Annotated in this window: 18 protein-coding genes; 11 read left to right on the forward strand and 7 right to left on the reverse strand. The window is 62.2% G+C overall.

Annotated features, from left to right (window positions below; all coding sequences use genetic code 11):
• Nucleotides 1-287: 287 nt before the first annotated feature.
• The 7 genes from WAW39_RS03930 to WAW39_RS03960 form a co-directional block, all read right to left on the reverse strand.
• Nucleotides 288-1,874, reverse strand: a complete 1,587-nt coding sequence (locus WAW39_RS03930) for an AAA family ATPase (RefSeq protein ID WP_422315989.1) — start codon at nucleotides 1,872-1,874, stop codon at nucleotides 288-290.
• Between the two features lie 14 nt (nucleotides 1,875-1,888).
• Nucleotides 1,889-2,872 carry a zinc-dependent alcohol dehydrogenase family protein gene (locus WAW39_RS03935; protein WP_422315991.1) on the reverse strand — a complete coding sequence of 328 codons (984 nt, stop codon included), beginning with the start codon at nucleotides 2,870-2,872 and terminating at the stop codon, nucleotides 1,889-1,891.
• Nucleotides 2,869-5,298, reverse strand: coding sequence for an endopeptidase La (lon, locus tag WAW39_RS03940; RefSeq protein WP_422315993.1), 2,430 nt, complete (start codon nucleotides 5,296-5,298; stop codon nucleotides 2,869-2,871). Before lon ends, WAW39_RS03935 begins: the two co-directional genes overlap by 4 nt.
• The gene (locus WAW39_RS03945; RefSeq protein ID WP_422315995.1) at nucleotides 5,295-5,714 is read right to left on the reverse strand and encodes an Hsp20/alpha crystallin family protein; all 420 of its coding nucleotides are present in this window, start codon (nucleotides 5,712-5,714) and stop codon (nucleotides 5,295-5,297) included. Before WAW39_RS03945 ends, lon begins: the two co-directional genes overlap by 4 nt.
• A 14-nt stretch (nucleotides 5,715-5,728) precedes the next feature.
• The gene (locus WAW39_RS03950; protein WP_422315997.1) at nucleotides 5,729-6,016 is read right to left on the reverse strand and encodes a hypothetical protein; all 288 of its coding nucleotides are present in this window, start codon (nucleotides 6,014-6,016) and stop codon (nucleotides 5,729-5,731) included.
• A gap of 24 nt (nucleotides 6,017-6,040) precedes the next feature.
• Nucleotides 6,041-6,250, reverse strand: coding sequence for a hypothetical protein (locus WAW39_RS03955; protein ID WP_422315999.1), 210 nt, complete (start codon nucleotides 6,248-6,250; stop codon nucleotides 6,041-6,043).
• 64 nt (nucleotides 6,251-6,314) lie between these two features.
• On the reverse strand, nucleotides 6,315-6,566 hold the full coding sequence (locus WAW39_RS03960) for a hypothetical protein (protein ID WP_422316001.1): 252 nt from the start codon (nucleotides 6,564-6,566) through the stop codon (nucleotides 6,315-6,317).
• Nucleotides 6,567-6,822: 256 nt separating this feature from the next.
• Here WAW39_RS03960 and WAW39_RS03965 point away from each other — a divergent pair, with 256 nt between their 5' ends.
• The 11 genes from WAW39_RS03965 to WAW39_RS04015 form a co-directional block, all read left to right on the forward strand.
• On the forward strand, nucleotides 6,823-7,659 hold the full coding sequence (locus tag WAW39_RS03965; RefSeq protein ID WP_422316003.1) for a S1 family peptidase: 837 nt from the start codon (nucleotides 6,823-6,825) through the stop codon (nucleotides 7,657-7,659).
• Between the two features lie 14 nt (nucleotides 7,660-7,673).
• Entirely contained in the window at nucleotides 7,674-8,591 is a 918-nt protein-coding gene (locus tag WAW39_RS03970; RefSeq protein ID WP_422316005.1) for a universal stress protein, read from the forward strand.
• A 5-nt stretch (nucleotides 8,592-8,596) separates the two neighbouring features.
• Complete coding sequence (locus WAW39_RS03975) at nucleotides 8,597-9,055, forward strand: universal stress protein (RefSeq protein ID WP_422316007.1); 459 nt, start codon at nucleotides 8,597-8,599, stop codon at nucleotides 9,053-9,055.
• 15 nt (nucleotides 9,056-9,070) lie between these two features.
• Nucleotides 9,071-9,937 carry a CHAD domain-containing protein gene (locus WAW39_RS03980; RefSeq protein WP_422316009.1) on the forward strand — a complete coding sequence of 289 codons (867 nt, stop codon included), beginning with the start codon at nucleotides 9,071-9,073 and terminating at the stop codon, nucleotides 9,935-9,937.
• Between the two features lie 118 nt (nucleotides 9,938-10,055).
• Nucleotides 10,056-10,340 (forward strand): hypothetical protein, encoded by a 285-nt coding sequence (locus tag WAW39_RS03985; protein WP_422316011.1) that lies wholly within the window; start codon nucleotides 10,056-10,058, stop codon nucleotides 10,338-10,340.
• A 30-nt stretch (nucleotides 10,341-10,370) separates the two neighbouring features.
• On the forward strand, nucleotides 10,371-10,787 hold the full coding sequence (locus WAW39_RS03990; RefSeq protein WP_422316013.1) for a c-type cytochrome domain-containing protein: 417 nt from the start codon (nucleotides 10,371-10,373) through the stop codon (nucleotides 10,785-10,787).
• 247 nt (nucleotides 10,788-11,034) lie between these two features.
• Nucleotides 11,035-14,010 (forward strand): chemotaxis protein CheB, encoded by a 2,976-nt coding sequence (locus WAW39_RS03995; protein WP_422316015.1) that lies wholly within the window; start codon nucleotides 11,035-11,037, stop codon nucleotides 14,008-14,010.
• The gene (locus tag WAW39_RS04000) at nucleotides 14,007-15,179 is read left to right on the forward strand and encodes a PAS domain-containing protein (protein WP_422316017.1); all 1,173 of its coding nucleotides are present in this window, start codon (nucleotides 14,007-14,009) and stop codon (nucleotides 15,177-15,179) included. Before WAW39_RS03995 ends, WAW39_RS04000 begins: the two co-directional genes overlap by 4 nt.
• Before the next feature lie 29 nt (nucleotides 15,180-15,208).
• Nucleotides 15,209-15,661, forward strand: a complete 453-nt coding sequence (locus WAW39_RS04005) for a response regulator (protein ID WP_422316019.1) — start codon at nucleotides 15,209-15,211, stop codon at nucleotides 15,659-15,661.
• An 8-nt stretch (nucleotides 15,662-15,669) separates the two neighbouring features.
• Complete coding sequence (locus WAW39_RS04010; protein ID WP_422316021.1) at nucleotides 15,670-18,984, forward strand: PAS domain S-box protein; 3,315 nt, start codon at nucleotides 15,670-15,672, stop codon at nucleotides 18,982-18,984.
• Nucleotides 18,977-19,583 (forward strand): response regulator transcription factor (locus tag WAW39_RS04015; RefSeq protein ID WP_422316023.1); only part of this gene is annotated, 607 nt, incomplete at its 3' end. The genes WAW39_RS04010 and WAW39_RS04015, both read left to right, overlap by 8 nt.

Raw genomic sequence — 19,583 nt, forward strand, 5'->3', positions numbered from 1 at the left:
ACCTGTTGAGACCTGCGCAACAGACCGACATCCTCGCCTTGAAGGCCAACGGCCTTCCGTCATACAGCCCAGGGGTGCCGAGCTTTAGCGAGTGCTCCCCTGGGTTTCACCAGCCAATCCGGAAAGCAAACCCATCCCTCCGCCACAGGCCACGGCCACCAGCAGCGTCTGCAACCAGCCCCGCCGCGAGTCCTCCGCATTCACACACAGCCTCCACTTCACCATTCCACCCATCTTGTGCGAAACGCTCAATAAACACACATCTCCCTCCCCTAAAATCATTCGTACTAAATAGAACGCGTCACCACCAGCCGGCTCAGCAGTTCGCTGAAGACCTCATCCAACTTCCCATCTGCAAGAATGGAAATCTTCTCCCCATCCCTCAGCTCATCCGGCCGCTGATAACCGGCGCTCAATCGCTTGTAGTCTTCGAGGCGCGCATCAGACACCACCTCCCCATCCTGCTCACGCTCCTTCAGTCGTTCACACACCACCGTCTCGCTGGCATGCGCTTCGATCCATCTCACGTCGCATCCTTCAGCGGCAGCCACCTGCTTGAGCGCATCGCGCTGTTCCACCTTCGAGAACGTGGCGTCGAGAATGACGCAGCGCCCTTCACGCAGCGTGGCCAGCGCCTGCTCAAACAGCCCTTCATAAGTCTTCTGCGTCATCGCGGGGGCATACAGCGCCGCGCGCTCTTCCGCGCTGCCGCGATGATTCAATGGCGTGCCCGCCAGGGTCTTGCGCAGACGGTCCGAAGAATGCACCGGCCACCCTGTCTCCTGCCCCAGCGCTGCGGCGAGTGCTGACTTGCCTGAGGCCACCTTGCCCATGAAAACGAAGACGCAGGGTCTGGAACCTGCCACGGCGTATTGCAGCGCCAGCTGGAAGTAGCGCCGCGCAAGCTGAAGACTCGATTGCTTCTCCGCCTCCGCCACAGTCTCCGCATGAGCATGCAGGCTCTCCACCTTGCCGCGCACGCAGGCACGGTAGCATTTGTAAAAATCCATCAGCGCACGGATGCCGTGGTCATCCAGCAGCACCGCGAAGCGTTCGACGATGTACCGCGCCAGATCGGGGCGGCCGTTGAAATCGAGATCCATGGCGAGAAACGCGATGTCGCAGGCCACATCAATGCAGCGGAAGTCGGTGTTGAACTCGATGCAGTCGTAGATCCGCACCGCCTCGGGAGAGAGGTGGATGTGATCCAGATGCAGATCGCCATGGCAGTCGCGGATCCAGCCGTCATGCAGGCGTGATTCAAGCAGCGCGCTCTGCCGCGTGAAGAACTCGCGCGTGTAATGCGCGATGGCATCCAGCGCATGCTGCGAGAGGCTCTGGCCCACGAATCGCGCGGCAGCCTTGAAGTTGTCCTCCGTGCTCTGGCGCAGATGATCGTTCGCCGTGCTGACCTCTGCGGCCGGCAGCGGAGGCTGGGAGACGTAGAAGCGGTTCAGCTTCTCCACGATGCGGTCCATTTCCCGCGTGCCCACCTCTTCGGTCTGCATGAGCTGCAGCAAAAAGTAGCGCGGGTCCATCTGCCGCATCTTCACCGCCCACTCGACGACTTCGCCGTAGCCGCCGAAGTGCAGGTGGCCCTCGTGCTCGCAGATGGGCTCGATCCCCAGATAGACGTCATCCGCAAGGCGGCGGTTGAGCGCCAGCTCGTGCTTGCAGTCGGCATGCCGAAGCTCCAGCGTCGAGAAGTCAAGGAAGCCCAGGCTCACCGGCTTCTTGATTTTGTACACGAAGGGCGGTGCGATGAAGACCCAGGACGCATGCGTCTGCAGCAGCGTGACCTGCGGTGGTCGGTGCGGGTAGGATTCGGTGTCAGACAGAAAAACCAGCAGGCGTTGGGTGGCGGCGGAGATCATGAGAGAAAAAAATGTCAGGGCACCAGCACGGCGGCTCCGCTGAGCTGGCCCGCGCGCAGCATGGCCAGCGCTTCGTTCGCGGCTTCCAGCGGAAAGTTCCGTGTCTCCACACGCACCGGGATGCGTCCCGCGAGCGGCAGAAATTCTTCGCCATCACGGCGCGTGAGATTGGCCACGGAGCAGATGCTGCGCTCCTGCCAGAGATCCGCATACGGGAAGGAGGGAATGTCGCTCATGTGAATCCCCCCGCAGACCACCGTGCCGCCTTTGACCAGAGAACGCAGAGCCGCAGGCACCAGCGCACCCACAGGCGCAAAGATGATGGCGGCATCCAGCAGCTCCGGCGGGCGCTCATCGGAGGCACCGGCCCACACGGCGCCGAGACTGCGGGCAAACTTCTGCGCCGCCTCGTCCCCTGCCCGGGTGAAGGCATAAACTTCACGTCCTTGATGACGCGCAACTTGAATGACGATGTGCGCCGCGGCTCCAAAGCCATAGAGGCCCACCCGCCGCGCAGTGCCGGTCTTCATCAGCGAACGATAACCAATGAGCCCCGCGCACAGCAGCGGGGCCATGGAGACATCGCTCTCGTCTCCAGGCAGCGGGAAGCAGTAGCGCGCATCCGCCACGGTGTGTTCGGCATAGCCGCCATCCAGGGTGTAGCCGGTGAACTTGGCGGCATCACAAAGATTTTCGCGGCCGCTGCAGCAGTAGTCACAGGCACCACAGGTCCACCCCAGCCAGGGAATCCCCACACGCTGCCCCTTCTGAAATCCCGTCACCCCTTCCCCCATCTCTTCGATGATGCCGACGATCTCATGCCCGGGAATCAGCGGCAGCTTGGGATTCGGCAGCTCACCGTCCAGCACATGGAGATCCGTGCGGCAGACGGCGCACGCGGTGACTTTCACGAGGACTTGTCCAAAAGCGGGTGCAGGCCGGTCCACCTCGCGGCAGACCAGAGGTCCGCCGTTGGATTCGAGGCGCATCGCTTTCATGACTCATGCTTTTCTGCGGCGGGCTCCAGTGCGGCCGCCAGCACTTCGTCCACGGTTTCCACCGGCAGGATCTTCAGGCGCTGGCGCACCTCCTCAGGCAGATCAGGCACGTCCTTCTCATTGAGCTTGGGAATGATGATCGTCTTGAGCCCGGCACGCAGCGCGGCGATGGACTTTTCCTTCAAGCCGCCAATGGGCAGCACCAAGCCGCGCAGGGTGACCTCTCCCGTCATGCCCACGTCCTTGCTCACAGAGCGGTTGGAAAACAACGAGGCCAGCGCGGTGAACATGGCGATGCCCGCAGACGGCCCGTCCTTCGGCACAGCACCGGCCGGCACATGAACATGCACTTCGTTTTTGTCGAAGCTCTCGGGATCAATGCCGAGCTGCGCAGCCCGGCTGCGCACGAGGCTGAGCGCGGCACGGACGGACTCCTTCATCACATCGCCAAGCTGCCCGGTGAGCGTGAACCCGCCTTTGCCAGGGAAGCGAATCGCTTCGATGTGCAGCACCTCGCCACCCGCCGTGGTGTAGGCAAGGCCGGTGACCACGCCGGGCACGCTGGTTTGCAGCTTGCTCTCGCGCACAAACGCCGCAGGGCCGAGTGCCTCACGCACGATGCCGGGTGTGACCATGGCCTGGGTGATCTCCTCTTTGGCAACGCTGGCTGCGATATGCCGCGTCACGGACGCGATCTGCCGTTCCAGATTTCTCACACCGGCTTCACGCGTGTAGTCTTCGATCACGCGCTCCAGCGCTTCGTCGCTCCAGGTGCATTGGTCCTCCGTCAGGCCGTGCTCGGAGAGCTGGCGTTTGACGAGGTAGTTCTTCGCGATGCTGAGCTTCTCACGCTCCGTGTAGCCGGAGAGCTCCACGATCTCCATGCGGTCGCGCAACGGCGCGGGAATCGTGTCCAGCGTGTTGCACGTGGCGATGAAGATGATCTGCGAAAGATCAAACGGCACATCGATGTAGCGGTCCGTGAACTCCTGGTTCTGGCGAGGGTCCAGCACCTCCAGCAGCGCGCTGGCGGGATCTCCCCGGAAGTCCGCGCCGAGCTTGTCGATCTCATCCAGCATCAGCACGGGATTCCGCGTGCCCAGCCGCTTGAGCTCCTGAATCAACCTCCCCGGCATGGAGCCGATGTACGTGCGGCGATGTCCGCGAATCTCCGTCTCATCCCGCAGGCCACCGAGACTGATGCGCGCAAACTTGCGCCCCAGCGCTTCCGCAATGGACTGGCCCAGACTCGTTTTGCCGACGCCCGGAGGCCCGAGGAAACACAGGATCGGTCCACGGCCCGCAGGGTTGAGTTTGCGCACCGCGAGGTACTCGATCAGGCGCTTCTTCACCTTCAGCAGTCCGTAGTGGTCGCGGTCCAAAATCTCCTGTGCTTTGCGCAAATCCACCTTCTCATCGCTGAGCACGTTCCACGGCAGCTCAGCCATCGTTTCGAGGTAGTTCACGATCACGGAGTGGTCCGGGCTTTGCGGCGGAATGACCTCCAGCCGCTTGAGTTCGCGGTCGGCCTGCACCTTCGCCTTCTCAGTCAGTCCGGCCTTGTCCAGCCGCTGGCGGATGTCCTCCACCTGCTCTTCACCGCTGCCATCCTCGCCCAGCTCTTTTTGAATGGCGCGCAGCTGCTCGCGCAGATACGCGCGCTTCTGGGCGTCGGAAAATTCACTGCTCACGTTCTCGCGCAGCTTGCTCTGCAGATCGGCGATGTGGAGCTGGTTGTTGAGGTGGACCTCCAGCGCCGCCACCCGGCGGGCCACGTGGGCTTCCTCCAGCAGCTTCTGCTTGGCCTCCGTCTCAATGCTCAGATTGGCCGCCAGGATGTCCGTCAGCGTGCTGGCGTTGTCGATGGTGGCGAACAAGCCTTTGACCTCGTCCGAGATCTCCGGCCGCAGGCTGAGCAGCTTCCCGGCAGACTCGCGCAGATTACGCACAGACGCCTCGGCCAGATCATCTCCCTTGTCAGGCATCACGCTGGCCAGCGTCTCCACCTCCGCCTTCATGAAAGGCTCCTGCTGCGTCACCTGCTTGATGCGCATGCGCTGTTCGCCACGCACCAGAACGACCACCCCGCCGTCCTGGCGGATCATGCGGATCACACGGCCGATGACCCCGTGCTCATAGAGCTGGTCCATGCCGGGACTGTCACTCTCCTTGTCCTTTTGCAGCACCAGCCCCAGCAGCTTGCTCTGCGGCAGGCTTTGTTCCAGCAACTGCAGGCTGGAGGCACGCCCGATGGTCAGAGGCATGATCGTGTCTGGAAAAAGCACAGTGTCTCTGAGCGGCAGGATCGGCAGCACCTCGACCGCGCCCGCCACCGGCGTTGCCGGTTCTCCGGCCGTTGCGGAGGCACCCGCGCTCACCGGTTCAGTAATCGCCTCCGCCGTTTTCAATGAGAGATCTTCCATCATGATGCGTCCTCCGCTTGCAGGGGAAGTGTGATCCACAGCCAGCCGTTGTCCTGTCTGGCAACCACACGCTCGGTGTCCACCGCCATGGGAAATTCCAGCACGCGCTCAAAGCTGCCGTCCGGGATCTCCATGACGAGGATGCGGCAGCAGGAGGTGGCATCGCAGCCGTTGTCCGGCGCCTGGCGCTGGCCCCGCACCACGAGACGCCGTGGCTCCACCTCCACCTTGATCTCCTGCTTGGCCACTCCCGCCAGATCCACACAGACTTCCAGGTGGTCTTCATGGGCGTACACATTGACATCCGGACGCCACACGGCTTCAGGAGATTGCAGGCCCGCGAACTGCAGGCCCTGCAGCTGGTTGGCCAGTTGGTCCGCCATCGTAAAGAGGCGCGTGAGTCGGATGCTGCGAGGCATGGTGTTGGAGGTGTTCAGGGCGAATCCACGGACGGCGTTTCTTCCTTGGCCGGGGTGCTTTGACAGCAGAGTTCAAACGCCTTGATCAGGCTCAGACCCAGCAGCGTGGGAGACACCATCGCAGCACCCAGTGCGGCGATGGGCCTCACCATGCTGCGCGCCGGCAGCAAGGTCAGCACCAAACCCACTCCCAGGGCGGCTCCCACCGCCTTGGTCGGCTCACGCCGCACATAGTCTTCCGCACGCTCCAGAGTACGATGCAGGCAGAGCTCGGCGGGATGCGGTGTTTCAGAGGTATTCATGGCATGAAATGTTAGGAATGCACTTCACCGTCCGCCGCGCGCAGACTGGGATTTCGGGCTCGCCTTCAACTGGCGGACGCCGCGGTCTTCGCGCAGGTCTTTGGACTGCTTGAAGTTGTTGTCATGCTTGCGCGGCCGTTTGGCGGTCTCGCTGTGATTCGCTCCCAGTTTCCGTGGCAGGGGCTTGGCGGGGGCTTCAGTCGTTGCGTCTGTGGCTGTGGTTTTCGTTTTCATGGCGGTGAACTCTAATGTTATTACGTGCGTGCGGCTGCCTGCGGTTTGGTGAATGCCGGGCGGATCATGTGCCGGTGGGAGCCGTTGCTCCTGGCGGCGGCGCAGGCACCGGCACTGCGGCAGGTGTGGGCGCAGGCGGCACCGCGATCACCGGTATGGGTGCTGCATCAGGAAGATGCGGGCGCGCAGAAGCTTCATGCGCTGCCTTCTCCTTCCTCACCTCAGGCTCGGGCAGCCTGGTGTCCTTGGGCTTCTTGTGGCAGCACGTCAGCGCTGCAAGGCTGAGGATCGCGATGATAATAGCCGTTGTTTTCATGACCTGGTTTCAGGATTTGGATCTGTCATTCCGCGGTTCGTGTCACATGGAACCTGTGCCTGATCGTAAACATCCCCCCTGCAAAACCGCCATGGGAAAGAGCCCCTCCCGCATCTCAGCCGTTTACTGAGCTGCATCAGGGACATCCGGCAATTGCTGCACAGCTCGGCCATGCTCTATCGCTCCTCCTCCAGTTTCACCCACGCCTTCAGCTCGGGGCCACCCCTTGACTGCACCGCAGATCACACCGCCCACCATGACCACACACCCTCTCCACGCCCTGCTGCTGGCACTCATTCTTTGCTTCGGAGGGTCCGCCTGCGCCGGCCGTATGAATGGCAGCGAAAAAATGATGTGGTCCACCTATCCGCTCGCCACGCTGAAAGGCGCAGCCACAGGCTTTGTCATCAATCGCCGCGATCCCAGCGCCCCAGGCGGAAAGGTGCCCGTCGTCTTCACCTCCGTCCACGTGCTGAAAACGATGGGCAAAGGCCCCCTGATCATCGGTTTTCGCATGCCAGATGCAAAGGGCGAGGCCCAGGTTTCCCTTCTCGCATTCAACCCGCCGCCACAGGCTGGCAATGAGCCCTTCTACGTCCGCCACCCGCGTTATGATCTCGCCGCCTTCGCCTTGCACTTCCCCCCCGAGATCGCCAGTCGTGCCGACATATCATCCTGCCTCAATGAAAAATCGCTCTCCCACGATGGCACATCACTTCACTCCGGCATGGAGGTCTCCTTCCTCGGTTATCCCGAGGTCCTTCCCGGCACCGACGGCGCCTTCCCCGTTCTGCGCAGCGGCAGGATCGCCTCTTATCCAGTGGGCAAACCTCAGGCCCATGGCCGTTTTTTAATCGACTCAGACGTCTACCCCGGCGACAGCGGCGCCCCCGTCTTCATCGCAGGCACCAGCGGCCGTCCCAAACTCGTGGGCATGATCATCCAGCGCGTCAGTCCCGGCACCCGCAATTTCTCGCACCTCGCCATCGCTGTCGATGCAGACGTCATCCGCGAGACGCTCGCACTCGTCGCAGCCGACGAAAACAAAAGCGCCACCGCCATTCAAAAGCTTCCCGCCAAACCCACCCGCTGAGATTCCTCATCCCCATGCAGACGCTCAAGTCCATCCTCGTCGCAGTGGATTTTTCCACCGGTTCTCGCGCCGCTCTTGATCAGGCATCACGCATCGCACGCCTTCAGGATGCCAGGCTGCAGGTGCTGCATGTGGTTGATTCATCAGCAGTGGCCGCCATGGCCGCCAGTCGCGAATCCAGCTACGAAAGCCAGGCCCGCACCGCCACTCTCGGCGCTCAGTCCGCGCTCCAGGCCTGGCTCGCTTTCTCAGAAGTGCCCGCCAATGCCGAGCTCACCATCTCCGTTGGCACACCTCTGCATGAAATCCTCGAGCATGTCCGCAGCACCCAGGCAGACCTGCTCGTGGCCGGCATCACAGGTTCGGGCGAAGCCACCGCAGGCGCCGGCTCGGTCTCCAGCAAGCTCGCGCGCAAGTCTCCCTCCCGCGTCCTGCTGGTGCGCTCCCATCACCGGCACGCGTTTCAGAAAATCATCGCCTGCATTGATTTTTCAGAGACCGCCCGGGAGGTCGTGGCGTCCGCCCGCCGGATCGCTTTGAAGGACTCGGCCACCGTGGATTTTTTGCATGTCTGGCGTGAGCCATGGATCGTCACCCCCCATCAGAGCGAAGTCGTGGAGTCCACCTACCCCACCCTCGTTTTCACCTCGGCGGAGAGGCAGGCCTACCTTGAAAATCTGCGCCGCGAACTCCACGATTTCATTGGCACGGCCGCACAGGGCATCACCTCCACGGAGACGCTCCACGAATCCATGAATCATGCCAATGGCATCGTGGCACAGGCACAGGAGCGCGCGGCGGACTTGATCATCGTCGGCAGCAAAGGCCGGACAAATCTCCGCTACGTGCTGATGGGATCAACGGCAGAGCGCCTCCTCACCCGCCTCCCCTGCTCTCTTCTCGTGGTCAGGCCATCCCCGGAAAACCCATGATCCCCATGAAAAACATCGTTGTCCTCGTCGATCTCTCGGACCTCACCTTCAAAGTGCTCAAGCAGGCCCACTTCCTCGCGGTCGCGTTCAAGAGCAGGGTCGTCATCCTGCATGTCGTCCCAAAGGAGCCCGCCATGGTCCAGGTCGGATTGAGCTCGCCCGTCATCCTGCAGGATCCGCCCCCGGAGCGCGTGCACCAGCACCATGACCGCCTCATTGAAATGCGCGACTCCCTCGTCAAATACGGCGTGGATGCAGTCGTACGGCAGATGGTCGGCGCCAGCGTGGAGTCCGTGCTGGAGGAAACCCGGAAACTCGGCGCCGATCTCATCATCCTCGGCTCCCACCACCATAGCACGATCTACCATCTCCTCGTCGGCAGCATGGTGGACGATGTTTTGAAGCACGCCCATTGTCCCGTTCTGGTGGTGCCGGGAGATGACCCTGCGCAGGCAAAGCGCTGACCCCTCCCTCCCGCCATGGCCTCCTCACCCTCATCCTTGGAGCCCCTCCTGCTGCGCAAGATCCGCAGCACCCTCCTCTCCATCTCACGTCAGGCCGAGCGCGATCTTGAACTCCTGCCCTCGGACGATGTGCAGCGCCGCATTCACACCCTGCGCGTGCGCATGAAGAAGCTCCGTGCCATCCTGCGCCTCCTCAAGCCCGGACTTCCCCCCGCCACGCTGCACGCCATCCGCCGCCGGCTTCGCATCCTCAAGCAGGCCTTTTCAAGAAACCGCGATCAGCACGTGCTGCAGTCACTCGCCGCCAAATTCCAGGTGAAATGCAGCACCACCTGTCACCTCCCCGGCATCCAATTCCCCGCTCCGCAGAAAGGCAGACGCTCCGCAGACCTCCCCACTCGCACAGAGCTGCTCAGGCTCAAAGCCACCGCCCAGGATCTCACTCACCGCCTGGAGATCCTGACCATCCGTCCCATGGACGGGCATGAAATTGCCAAAGCCTACGCCAGCCGTTATGCCACGGCCCTTCAGGGGTTCCGCCGCAGCAGGAAAAAGCCCACACCAGAGCGTCTGCACCGCTGGCGCTCGCCTGTGAAGGATCACTACCTTCAGTCGCTCCTCCTGCTGCATGACCGCCGTCACCTGAAGCTCTCACGCAGGCTCGGCAGCTGGCTCGGCCAGATGCATGATCTCTCCCTCCTGCACGCGTACTGCCAGCAGCACGCTCCTGTCGCTTGGGTGCGCACCATCCGCCGCCGCATGAAGAATCTGCTCGCCCGCATCTTCCGCAAAGCCCGCCGCCTGTTTGAGCTCAGTCCCTCAAAGCTCTTGCGCCGCGTCACCACCTCTCTGCACGCAGGCCTGTCCCCCACCATGGCATGAGCACACTACATGCGACTCACAGCCACCACCTCAGCCAAAGCATTTCCCCTCCCCGCAAGCCGGACCCGCATCCCCCCTTTCTTCTCTCACCTCACATCAACCCCAACCACCCACTGCCATGCTCGCCAAATTTGACATCGAATACGTCATCCACCCCCAGCACAATCAGCGCCTCGACACCCACCGCACCGACGATCCCGTCGAAGCCGAGGACTTCCTCATGAACCTCCTCATCGTCGGCGCCCGCATCCGGAGCATCAAACATGAAGGCATCGCACTCGATCAGCCGCAGTCGGACCGCATGCTCCGCGTCGCCGCAGAGCGTCTCGCCTCGCGCCTGCTTGGCGGTTCACTCGGTCTGGATGCCGCGCAGGTCAGGCATCGCTTCGGCTTCGCCGCCTGAGCCCCCCTTCACCTTCTCCTTTCCATCGCCATGAAACTCCAGGTATTCGCCGCGTTGCTTGCCCTGCTGGGCTTGCCGTCCTGCATGCAGATGGAGCCACCGCATGAGGTGGACTTTGTCACCGAGGAAAAGCCCCTCCTCGAAACGCGCTGCCTGGAGTGCCATCAGCACCACTACCTCTGCGCGGGCTTGAATCTGGAAACTCAGAAGCTCGCCATGAAAGGCGGGCGCAGCGGCCCCGTCATCGTGCCCGGTGCTCCCCATCACAGCCTGCTCTACAAAGTCCTCCTCCTCGGCCATGAGAGCCCCGTGGCCATGCCCCCCACGCCAGAGCGGCTGGAGCGCGAGCACTCACGTCTTCTGCATGACTGGATCCGGCAGGGCGCCAAATGGCCGCCCGCAGTCCGGCTCGTCCCCCCGCAGGAATGGAAGAGCACCCCTTCCTGATCCACGCGCACCACCCGCCGGCCCCGTCTCTTAGATCATTCTCGCATACCATCTCATCCGTTGGCTGAGACGCGTCGCGCCACTACGCTCATTGCTCTCCCTCTCTGGGTATGCCTAGTCATGCCCATGAGTTGGAACATGGATGCGTGAGGTAAGAGGTTCCCGCAGGCACGCCGGATTCGGCATTTGTCACCGGTGATCGATTGGCTTTTACAAGGCTTTGTGCTTCTCGTAGCGATCCATATCCATGAAATCCCGAGCCCCAAAGCCCAAGCGGCCTCTGCCCACTGCCAAGCGAGTCCGCAGCCTTCACCCGGCTGCCTCCTTCCCAGTGGTCGGCATCGGGGCCTCCGCAGGCGGGCTGGAGGCCGCCACGGCGCTGCTCAAAGAGCTGCCAGCAAACACCGGCATGAGTTTTATCCTCGTGCAACACCTTGATCCACAGCATGAAAGCGCACTCACCTCGCTGCTCTCACGCGTCACCACCCTCCCGGTCACGGAGGCACGGGACGGCATGCAGGCGCAGCCAGATCACGTCTATGTGATCCCCCCGAACAAGCTCATGGGCATCAAGGATCGCACCCTGCGCCTGCTGCCGCGCGGGGGTGGGCATGACCTCCATGCTTCGGTCGACTACTTTTTTCGTGCTCTGGCGGCGGATCAGGGCGGGCAGGCTTTCGGCATCGTTCTCTCCGGCACCGGCACAGACGGCACCCTCGGGCTGGAGGAAATCAAGGCGGCTGGCGGCATCACCTTCGTGCAGGATGAAGCCTCCGCCAAATATGCCGGCATGCCCTCCAGTGCCAGCGCCAGCGGCTGCGCGGACTACATTCTCTCACCGCAGGAAATCGCCCACGAACTCGTCAGGATTGGCAGCCACCCTCATCTTCGCCCGCTGGCCCTGGATGGCGGGGAGGCCCTGCCCCTGGTCGATGGCGATGCATTCAAACAAATCTGCACCATCCTCCGCGCCCAGTGCGGTGTGGACTTCACCCACTACAAGCCCGCCACTCTCCGGCGGCGCATCAGCCGCCGCATGGTGCTGCTGAAGCAGGACACCATGCGGGAATACGCAGCCTTCCTGCACAACACCCCCGCAGAGGTCTCGGCTTTGTTCCAGGACATCCTCATCTGCGTCACCGGCTTCTTCCGCGACGCCAGGATGTTCGAACTGCTGAAGAAGAAGATCCTTCCCCGGATCCTCAAAAACCGGCAGCCGGATGCCCCCATCCGCTTCTGGGTGGCCGGCTGCTCCACCGGGGAGGAGGCCTACTCCATGGCCATCGTGCTCACTGAAGTCATGGAGAAGGAAGGCATTCGCTGTCCCGTGCAGCTCTTCGGCACGGACATCAATGAAGCCGTTCTCATCCGCGCACGCGCAGGCCTCTATCCGGAGCGCATCAAGGAAGACGTCTCGCCGGAGCGCCTGCGCAAATTCTTCACCAAGTCCGACGGCGGCTACCGCATCAACAAATCCATCCGCGACCTCTGCATGTTCGCACGGCAGAATCTGTTTGAGGACCCGCCCTTCTCGCATGTGGATCTCATCTCCTGCCGCAATGTGCTCATCTACTTTGATGTGGCGCTGCAGAAACGCGTGCTGCCCGTGTTTCACTATGCGCTGCGGCCCAGCGGCTTTCTGGTCCTCGGCACCGCGGAGTCCGTCAGCGGCTTTGCCGAGCTCTTCGCCATGGTCGATGCCAAGTTCCGCATCTACGAAAAGAAGTTTTCCCATGTTCGCCACACGGGCCTGCCCACCCGCTTCACCACCATGATCGACCGCAGCGAAGGCACCCGCCACGGCCTCACCCGCCCCCCGGTGGAGCCCGCTCTCGGAGACATCCGCAAGCAGGCCGACGCCGTCGTTCTCAGCCAGTTCGCCCCGGCTGGCGTCGTGGTGAATTCCAGCATGGAGATCCTCCAGTTCCGCGGACGCACCGGCCCCTTCCTGGAAAACACCCCCGGAGAAGCCACCCTGAACCTCCTCAAAATGGCCCGCCAGGGACTCGCGGTGGAGCTGCGCCCCCTGCTTGCCAAGGCCACCAAGCAAAAGCGTGAAGTCCAAAAGACCGGCGTGGAGATCCGTCACGAAGGGCGCGTGCTCACGGTGGATGTGAAAGTGCTCCCCTTGCTGATGCCAAATTTCAGCGAGCCTTTCTTTCTCGTCCTCTTTGAAGAGAAGGCCTCCGTCTCAGCCCCCGCCACCAGGAAAGGCAGGGCGCAGCGCACCACCGGGCCCATGCATGAACTCGAGCAGCTGCAGGATGAACTCGCCGCCACCAAGCTCTCCCTCCAGCGCATCATCGAGGAGCAGGACGCCTCCAACGAAGAGCTGCGCGCCGCCAATGAGGAAATCCTTTCCAGCAACGAGGAGCTGCAAAGCACCAATGAGGAAATGGAAACGGCCACCGAGGAGCTCCAGTCCACCAACGAGGAGCTCACCACCCTCAATGACGAGCTCCAAAGCAGGAACCTCGAGCTGCGGGAGCTCAGCGATGACATGCTCAACCTCTTTGGCAGCGTGGACATCCCCATCATCATCCTCAGTTCGGATCTGCGCATCCGCCGTTTCACCCCCAAGGCGGAGAAAGTGCTCAATCTCATTCCAGGTGACATCGGCCGGTCCATCTCCGACTTCAAAATCAAGCTCAAGCTGCCCAGCCTTCCTGAACTCATCGGCGCAGTGCTCGAAACCCTCGCCCTCCATGAGCAGGAGGTGCAGGACCTCGAAGGCCGCTGGCATGTCCTGCGCATCCGCCCCTACAAAACTGCGGACAATCGCATCGACGGCGTCGTGATCACCCTGCTGGACATCGACGCCGTGAAGCGCGCGCTCGCCCAGGCCGAGGCGGAGCGCAGCTATGCCGAAGCCATCGTGGCCACCGTGCGTGAGCCTCTGCTCGTGCTGGATGGCGGCCTGCGTGTGAAGACCGCCAACCGCAGCTTCTACGCCTTCTTCAATGCCAGGCCGGAAACCACGGAGGGCAGGCTCCTCTTTGACCTCGACAACGGCGCCTGGGCCATGCCGGAGTTGCGCTCGTCCTTGGAAAAAGTGCTGGCCGCAAAGACCACGTTTCAGGATCTTCACCTCCAGCACCACTTTTCAGGCCTCGGCAGCCGCACCATGCTGCTCAACGCACGCTGCCTCGATCTTGAAGCCGGCCAGTCTCCCCTGCTTCTGCTGGCCATGGAGGACATCACCGCAAAACCCGAGCCGCCATGAAACGTGCCGCCAGCAAGAAGGCCAAAGCCGTGAAGTCCGCGAAAAAGCGCACTTCCCTGCCCCGCGCAAACCAGGCTGCCACGCGGAGCAAAGCCCATTTGCCGAAGCACATTCAAGACCGAACCGATGCCGTGAAAACGGCAGAATTAATGACGCAGATGCAGGAGCAGCAGGACCTGCTGGAACTGCGCAATGAGCAGCTCGGAGAGGCCAATGCTGATCTGGAGCTCAGCCGTCACCGCTATGCGGATCTCTACAACCTGGCGCCGGTGGGTTATGTCACCCTCGATGCCAAAGGCTGCATCCGCGAGATCAATCATACCGCCGCAGAACTGCTGGGCTACACCATCACTCACCTGATGGGCCGCCCCATGATGCCGTATCTGGCGAAGCCGGACCGCAAGGTCTTCCTTCAGCATCTCTGGGAGTGCCGGCGTGCCGGGCATGAACTGTGCGCCACCCTCCACCTCGCCACCAAGGACAAAGGCGAGCGCCTGACCGAATTTACCACCCACCCCGCACAGGACTTTGACAGCAAGCCCGGCTGGTGCCGCACCGCCATCATGGATGTCACCGAGCGGCGTGGGATTGAGGCCGCTCTCAGCGCCAGCGAGGCCAAGTTCCGCCTGCTCGCCGAAAACATGGGCGAGGTGTTCTGGTTCATGGAGCTCGACCCGCCCCGTGTGACCTACGTCAGCCCGGCCTTTGAGAACATCTGGGGCATGCCGGCCTCAGAACTCTATGCAGATTCCAAGGTCTGGATGAAGGCCGTGCATGCGGAGGATCTGCCTGCCGTGGATGCAGCCTTTCAAAGCTGGCTTGCCGGTGAGACCGACACCTATCAAATCGAGTACCGCATTCTGAATCGTGAGGGGGAGATTCACTGGATCATGGATCGCGGCATCATCATTGGCCGCAGAGACGGCCGGCCCCGGCAGCTCTGCGGCATCGCCAGTGATGTCACCGAGCAGAAAGTGGCGGAGGAGGAGCTGCGCCTGCGCAATGCCGAGCTCTGCTCCAAGAACGACGAACTGGAGCGCTTCAACCGCGCCATGGTGAACCGCGAGCTCCGCATGATCGAGCTAAAACAAGAGATCAACACCCTGCTCCAGCAAGCCGGGCAGCCGCCTCGCTATCGCGTGGAAACCTTGCTCCCGGACCACGTTTGACTCATGAATTTTCACTCTCCCTGCAAGACATGAACATCACCCAGCAAGCAGTCATCATCATCGCCGACGACGATGTCGGCCACGCACGGCTCATTGAAAAAAACCTCAGGCGGGCTGGCCTGAGCAATGTCATCCAGCGCTACGAAAACGGCCAGGAGGTGCTCGATTTCTTCTTCCGCCGCGGTCTCGGCCCCCACCGCCAGAAAGACACCGCCTATCTTCTCATGCTGGACATCCGCATGCCGAAAGTGGACGGCGTGGAGGCGCTGCGCCAGATCAAGGAAGATGTCGCCCTCCGCAAGCTGCCGGTCATCATGCTCACCACCACCGACGATCCCCGCGAGATCGAGCGCTGCCATCTGCTCGGCTGCAACAGCTATGTCGTCAAGCCGGTGGACTACGACAGCTTCGCCGATGCCATCGCCCAGCTTGGCATGTTTGTCTCCCTCGTCAAAGTTCCTGAAATCAAGGATCAGAACTAACCCTCCTCATGGCCAGCCCGCAAACACCCGCGACCATCCTCGTGGTCGATGATGATCCTGGTATTGCCAGGCTCATCACGCGTGAATTGCAGCGGGTTGGCATTCACTCCGCCAGCGTCAGCTCCGGCGAAGAGGCCGTCGGCTGGATGAAGAACCATCACGCAGACTTGGTTTTGCTGGATCTGAAGCTGCCCGGTTTGGGCGGCAATGACCTGATTGACCGCCTGGACGGCATGCATGACCACCTGCCCTTCATCATCATCACCGGCCAGGGGGACGAGCGCGTGGCGGTGGACATGATGAAGCGCGGTGCCCTCGATTATCTCGTCAAGGACGTCAACTTCATCACCCTCGTGCCCACCGTGGTGCAGCGCGCTCTGGCACGACTGGAGGAGAAGGCGCGTCTCACCGCCGCCGAGGAGGCTCTCAGACTCTCGCAGGAGCAGTATCATTCTTTGTTCAATACGCTGATCGAGGGCTTCTGCATCATCGAGGTGGTCTTCGACTCGCAAGCTCACCCCGTTGATTGCCGCTTCCTTGAAGTGAATCCTGCCTTTGAGGCCCAGACGGGATTGCGCAATGCCCGGGGCAGGTTCATGCGCGAACTCGTTCCAGATTATGAAGAGCATTGGTTTCAAATTTACGGAGAAATCGCCCTGACGGGCGAACCAAGACGCTTTGTCAACGAAGCCCGGGCCCTTCAGCGCTGGTTCGATGTCTCCGCTTTTCGCTTTGGCGGTCCGGACAGCCGCAAGGTCGCCATCCTTTTCAATGACGTCTCCGAAGCCAAACGTGCTGAGGAGGCCCTGCGTGCGAGCGAGCGCCGCGAACGCCAGCGTGCGGCGGAGCTCGCGGCCCTGCTCGATGCCGTGCCCACCCCCATCTTGATCGCCGATGATCCGGAATGCCGGCACATCAAAGGCAACCAGGCTGCGGACAAACTGCTGCACATTCCCAGCGGAGCGGAAGCTTCCCTGAGCGCCCCCCCTGCCCTGAGGCCCCGCCATCTCAAGATCTTCAAGGATGGCCGCGAACTGAGCCCCGCAGAACAACCGGCTCAGCGCGCTGCCAAAGGCGATCCCGTCCATGGCTTTGAGTTCGACCTCGTCTTCGAGGATGGCACCAGTCGCGATATTCTGGCCTTCTCCACCCCGTTGCTCAACGAGGCAGGTCTGCCGCGAGGCTCCATCACCGCACTGATGGACATCACCGACCGCAAGCTGGCCGAGCAGGCGCTGGCACGCTCCCACGCCGAGCTGGAACAGCGCGTGATCGAACGCACGGCGGAGCTCACCCAGGCCATCCAGTCCTTGCGCGAGTCGCGCCTGGCTGCGATCAACCTCATGGAGGATGCCATCGCCGCACGCCAGAAAACGGAGCAGACCCAGGCTGCCTTGCGGGACAGCGAGGCCCGCTTCCGCGGCTTCTTCGAGAACGTCGGCGTTGGCACCGTCGAGCTGGGGCCCGATGGCCGTTTCACCCGGGTCAATGACCGCTTCTGCTCCATCTCCGGCTACAGCCGCGAAGAACTCCTGGCGGGCATGTCCCCCGTCAGTCTCGCCCATCCCGAGGATGCTGCGATCAGCCGGGAGAGGGTGCAAAACGTTTTGCGCGGTGAGTTGTCCTCTTATGAAACGGAGCGTCGCTGCGTCCGCAAAGATGGGACCGTGATCTGGGTGAGCGCAACGGCCAGCACCATCCACAATGACGACGGCGGCATACGCAGCATCGTGGGCATCGCGGAGGACATCACCGGCCGCAAACAAACCGAGCAGGCACTCCTCGCCAGCGAGGAACGCCTGCGCCTGTTCATCAAACACACACCCGCCCCCGTCGTGATGTTTGACCGCGACATGCGCTACCTCTCCGTCAGCGACCGCTGGGCCTGGGATTTCCGCCTCGACGTCGGAGACCTCACCGGCAGGTCGCATTATGAAGTCTTTCCTGAGATCCCGGAACGCGTGAAGCAGATTCACCAGCGCTGCCTGGCCGGTGCCACGGAAAGCTGCGAGCGTGACCCGTTCCCCCGTGCCGATGGCACCCTCGACTGGGTCAAATGGGTGTGCCGCCCCTGGTATGATGCGAAGGGCGAAATCGGAGGCCTCATCATCTTTGCCGAAATCATCAATGACCGGGTGCGCGCAGAAGATGAGATCATGAAGGCGCGCCGCTTCGCCGAATCCACGCTGGAGGCCATACCCGCAAGCATTGTCGTGCTCGATTGCGACGGCAAAATCATCAGCACCAATGAGGCATGGACCGCCTTTGCCAAAGCCAACGGCGCTGCCATCAATGTCGGCGGCGTGGGCAGCAACTACCTGGCCGTCTGTGACGCCGCCGCAGGGGACGGTGAAGAGGATGCGTCACGTTTCGCCGCGGGCATCCGTGAGGTCATGAGCGGTGCATCCACGCGCTTCAGCCTGGAATACGCCTGCCATTCGCCCACCCAGCAGCGCTGGTTTGTCGGCTACGTCACCCCCTTCGCAGGCAATGGCCCGCATTCCGTCGTCATCGCCCATGTGGATGTCAGCGAGCGCAAACGCGCCGAGCAGGTGATCCGCCGGCTCAATGAGGAGCTGGAGAAACGCGTGGAAGAACGCACCCTGCAGCTTCAGCAGACCAATGCCGAACTTAAGCAGCAGATTGCCGCGCGCAAAAAGCTCGAAAAAGAAATCCTCCACATCAGCGAACATGAAAAGCAGCGCATCGGCCAGGATTTGCACGATGACCTGGGCCAGCAGCTCGCGGGCATCTGGCTGCTCTGCGACCTGCTGCAGGCCAGCTTGATCAAGAAGCAGTCACCCGAGTCTGAAGACGCCGGAAAAATCACCGGCTTGCTCAAGGAAGCCCTGGCTCTGACCCGCTCGCTCGCTCGCGGTCTTCACCCCGTGGCGGTGCAGTCAGGCGGGCTCGTCGCCGCGCTGGATGAGCTGGCCGCGCGCACCAGCCAGATGTTCCGCATCAAATGCCGTAGCAAATGCCCCCCTTCCATTGAGATGGACAACACCACCGCCACCCATCTCTACCGCATCGCCCAGGAATCCGTGACCAACGCCGTCAAGCATGGCCTCGCGAAGGAGATCGACATCGAGCTCTCCACCAATCCCCTCCACACCGTGCTTTCCATTCACGACAAGGGCAATGGCAGGGGCATCACCGAACTCGAACCCAAACGCCAGGGCATGGGCCTGCGCATCATGAAGTACCGCGCGGACATGATTGGCGGCATTCTTGATATCCAGCACAGTCAATCCGGCGGCGGCACCACCGTCTTCTGCACCATTCCCACTCCTCAAGCTTCACCCAAACCCAGCCATGACTAAAAAAGCCTCCAGCACATCGGCCAAAAAAGTGTTCATCGTCGATGACCACCCCGTCTTCCGTGATGGCCTCGTCCGCATCGCCGCAGCCATTCCCGGTGTCGTTGTCTGTGGTGAGGCCGACAACGCCCGCGACGCCTTTGACTCCATCGCAAAGCTCAATCCCGATCTCGTCCTCATGGACATCAACCTCCCCGGCAAAAGCGGCCTTGAGCTTCTTCAGGACGTCCATGCCATCCGGCCTGAACTTCCCGTGCTCGTCATCTCCATGCATGACGAGCAGCTCTATGCCGAGCGTGTCCTCCGCGCCGGGGGTCGCGGCTACATCATGAAACAGGAAGGCCCCGAGAAGATGCGCGAGGCCATCACCAAAGTTCTCAACGGCCAGGTCTATGCCAGCGAGAGCACCGCCTCCGCCATCCTCGACGCCCTCTCCCGCCCGCGCTCCTCCGCCAGCACCTCCACCGTGGGAAAACTCACCGACCGCGAACTCGAAATCCTCCGCCTCACCGGCCAGGGCAAGGACAACCGCGCCATCGCCCAGGAACTCCACATCAGCCTCAAAACCGTGGACACTCATCGCGGCCACATCAAGGAAAAGC

This window comes from Prosthecobacter sp. (assembly GCF_049294395.1).
Taxonomy (GTDB): Bacteria; Verrucomicrobiota; Verrucomicrobiia; order Verrucomicrobiales; family Verrucomicrobiaceae; genus Prosthecobacter.

Bases quoted from the DNA above. Each gene is read 5' to 3' on its own strand.
- WAW39_RS03980 (WP_422316009.1), top strand. From the start codon at position 9,071: ATGGCCTCCTCACCCTCATCCTTGGAGCCCCTCCTGCTGCGCAAGATC.
- WAW39_RS03935 (WP_422315991.1), bottom strand. From the start codon at position 2,872: ATGAAAGCGATGCGCCTCGAATCCAACGGCGGACCTCTGGTCTGCCGC.
- WAW39_RS03985 (WP_422316011.1), top strand. From the start codon at position 10,056: ATGCTCGCCAAATTTGACATCGAATACGTCATCCACCCCCAGCACAAT.
- WAW39_RS04005 (WP_422316019.1), top strand. From the start codon at position 15,209: ATGAACATCACCCAGCAAGCAGTCATCATCATCGCCGACGACGATGTC.
- WAW39_RS03955 (WP_422315999.1), bottom strand. From the start codon at position 6,250: ATGAAAACGAAAACCACAGCCACAGACGCAACGACTGAAGCCCCCGCC.
- WAW39_RS03975 (WP_422316007.1), top strand. From the start codon at position 8,597: ATGAAAAACATCGTTGTCCTCGTCGATCTCTCGGACCTCACCTTCAAA.
- WAW39_RS03995 (WP_422316015.1), top strand. From the start codon at position 11,035: ATGAAATCCCGAGCCCCAAAGCCCAAGCGGCCTCTGCCCACTGCCAAG.
- WAW39_RS03960 (WP_422316001.1), bottom strand. From the start codon at position 6,566: ATGAAAACAACGGCTATTATCATCGCGATCCTCAGCCTTGCAGCGCTG.
- WAW39_RS03990 (WP_422316013.1), top strand. From the start codon at position 10,371: ATGAAACTCCAGGTATTCGCCGCGTTGCTTGCCCTGCTGGGCTTGCCG.
- WAW39_RS03970 (WP_422316005.1), top strand. From the start codon at position 7,674: ATGCAGACGCTCAAGTCCATCCTCGTCGCAGTGGATTTTTCCACCGGT.
- WAW39_RS03945 (WP_422315995.1), bottom strand. From the start codon at position 5,714: ATGCCTCGCAGCATCCGACTCACGCGCCTCTTTACGATGGCGGACCAA.
- WAW39_RS04000 (WP_422316017.1), top strand. From the start codon at position 14,007: ATGAAACGTGCCGCCAGCAAGAAGGCCAAAGCCGTGAAGTCCGCGAAA.
- WAW39_RS03965 (WP_422316003.1), top strand. From the start codon at position 6,823: ATGACCACACACCCTCTCCACGCCCTGCTGCTGGCACTCATTCTTTGC.
- lon (WP_422315993.1), bottom strand. From the start codon at position 5,298: ATGATGGAAGATCTCTCATTGAAAACGGCGGAGGCGATTACTGAACCG.
- WAW39_RS04010 (WP_422316021.1), top strand. From the start codon at position 15,670: ATGGCCAGCCCGCAAACACCCGCGACCATCCTCGTGGTCGATGATGAT.
- WAW39_RS03930 (WP_422315989.1), bottom strand. From the start codon at position 1,874: ATGATCTCCGCCGCCACCCAACGCCTGCTGGTTTTTCTGTCTGACACC.
- WAW39_RS03950 (WP_422315997.1), bottom strand. From the start codon at position 6,016: ATGAATACCTCTGAAACACCGCATCCCGCCGAGCTCTGCCTGCATCGT.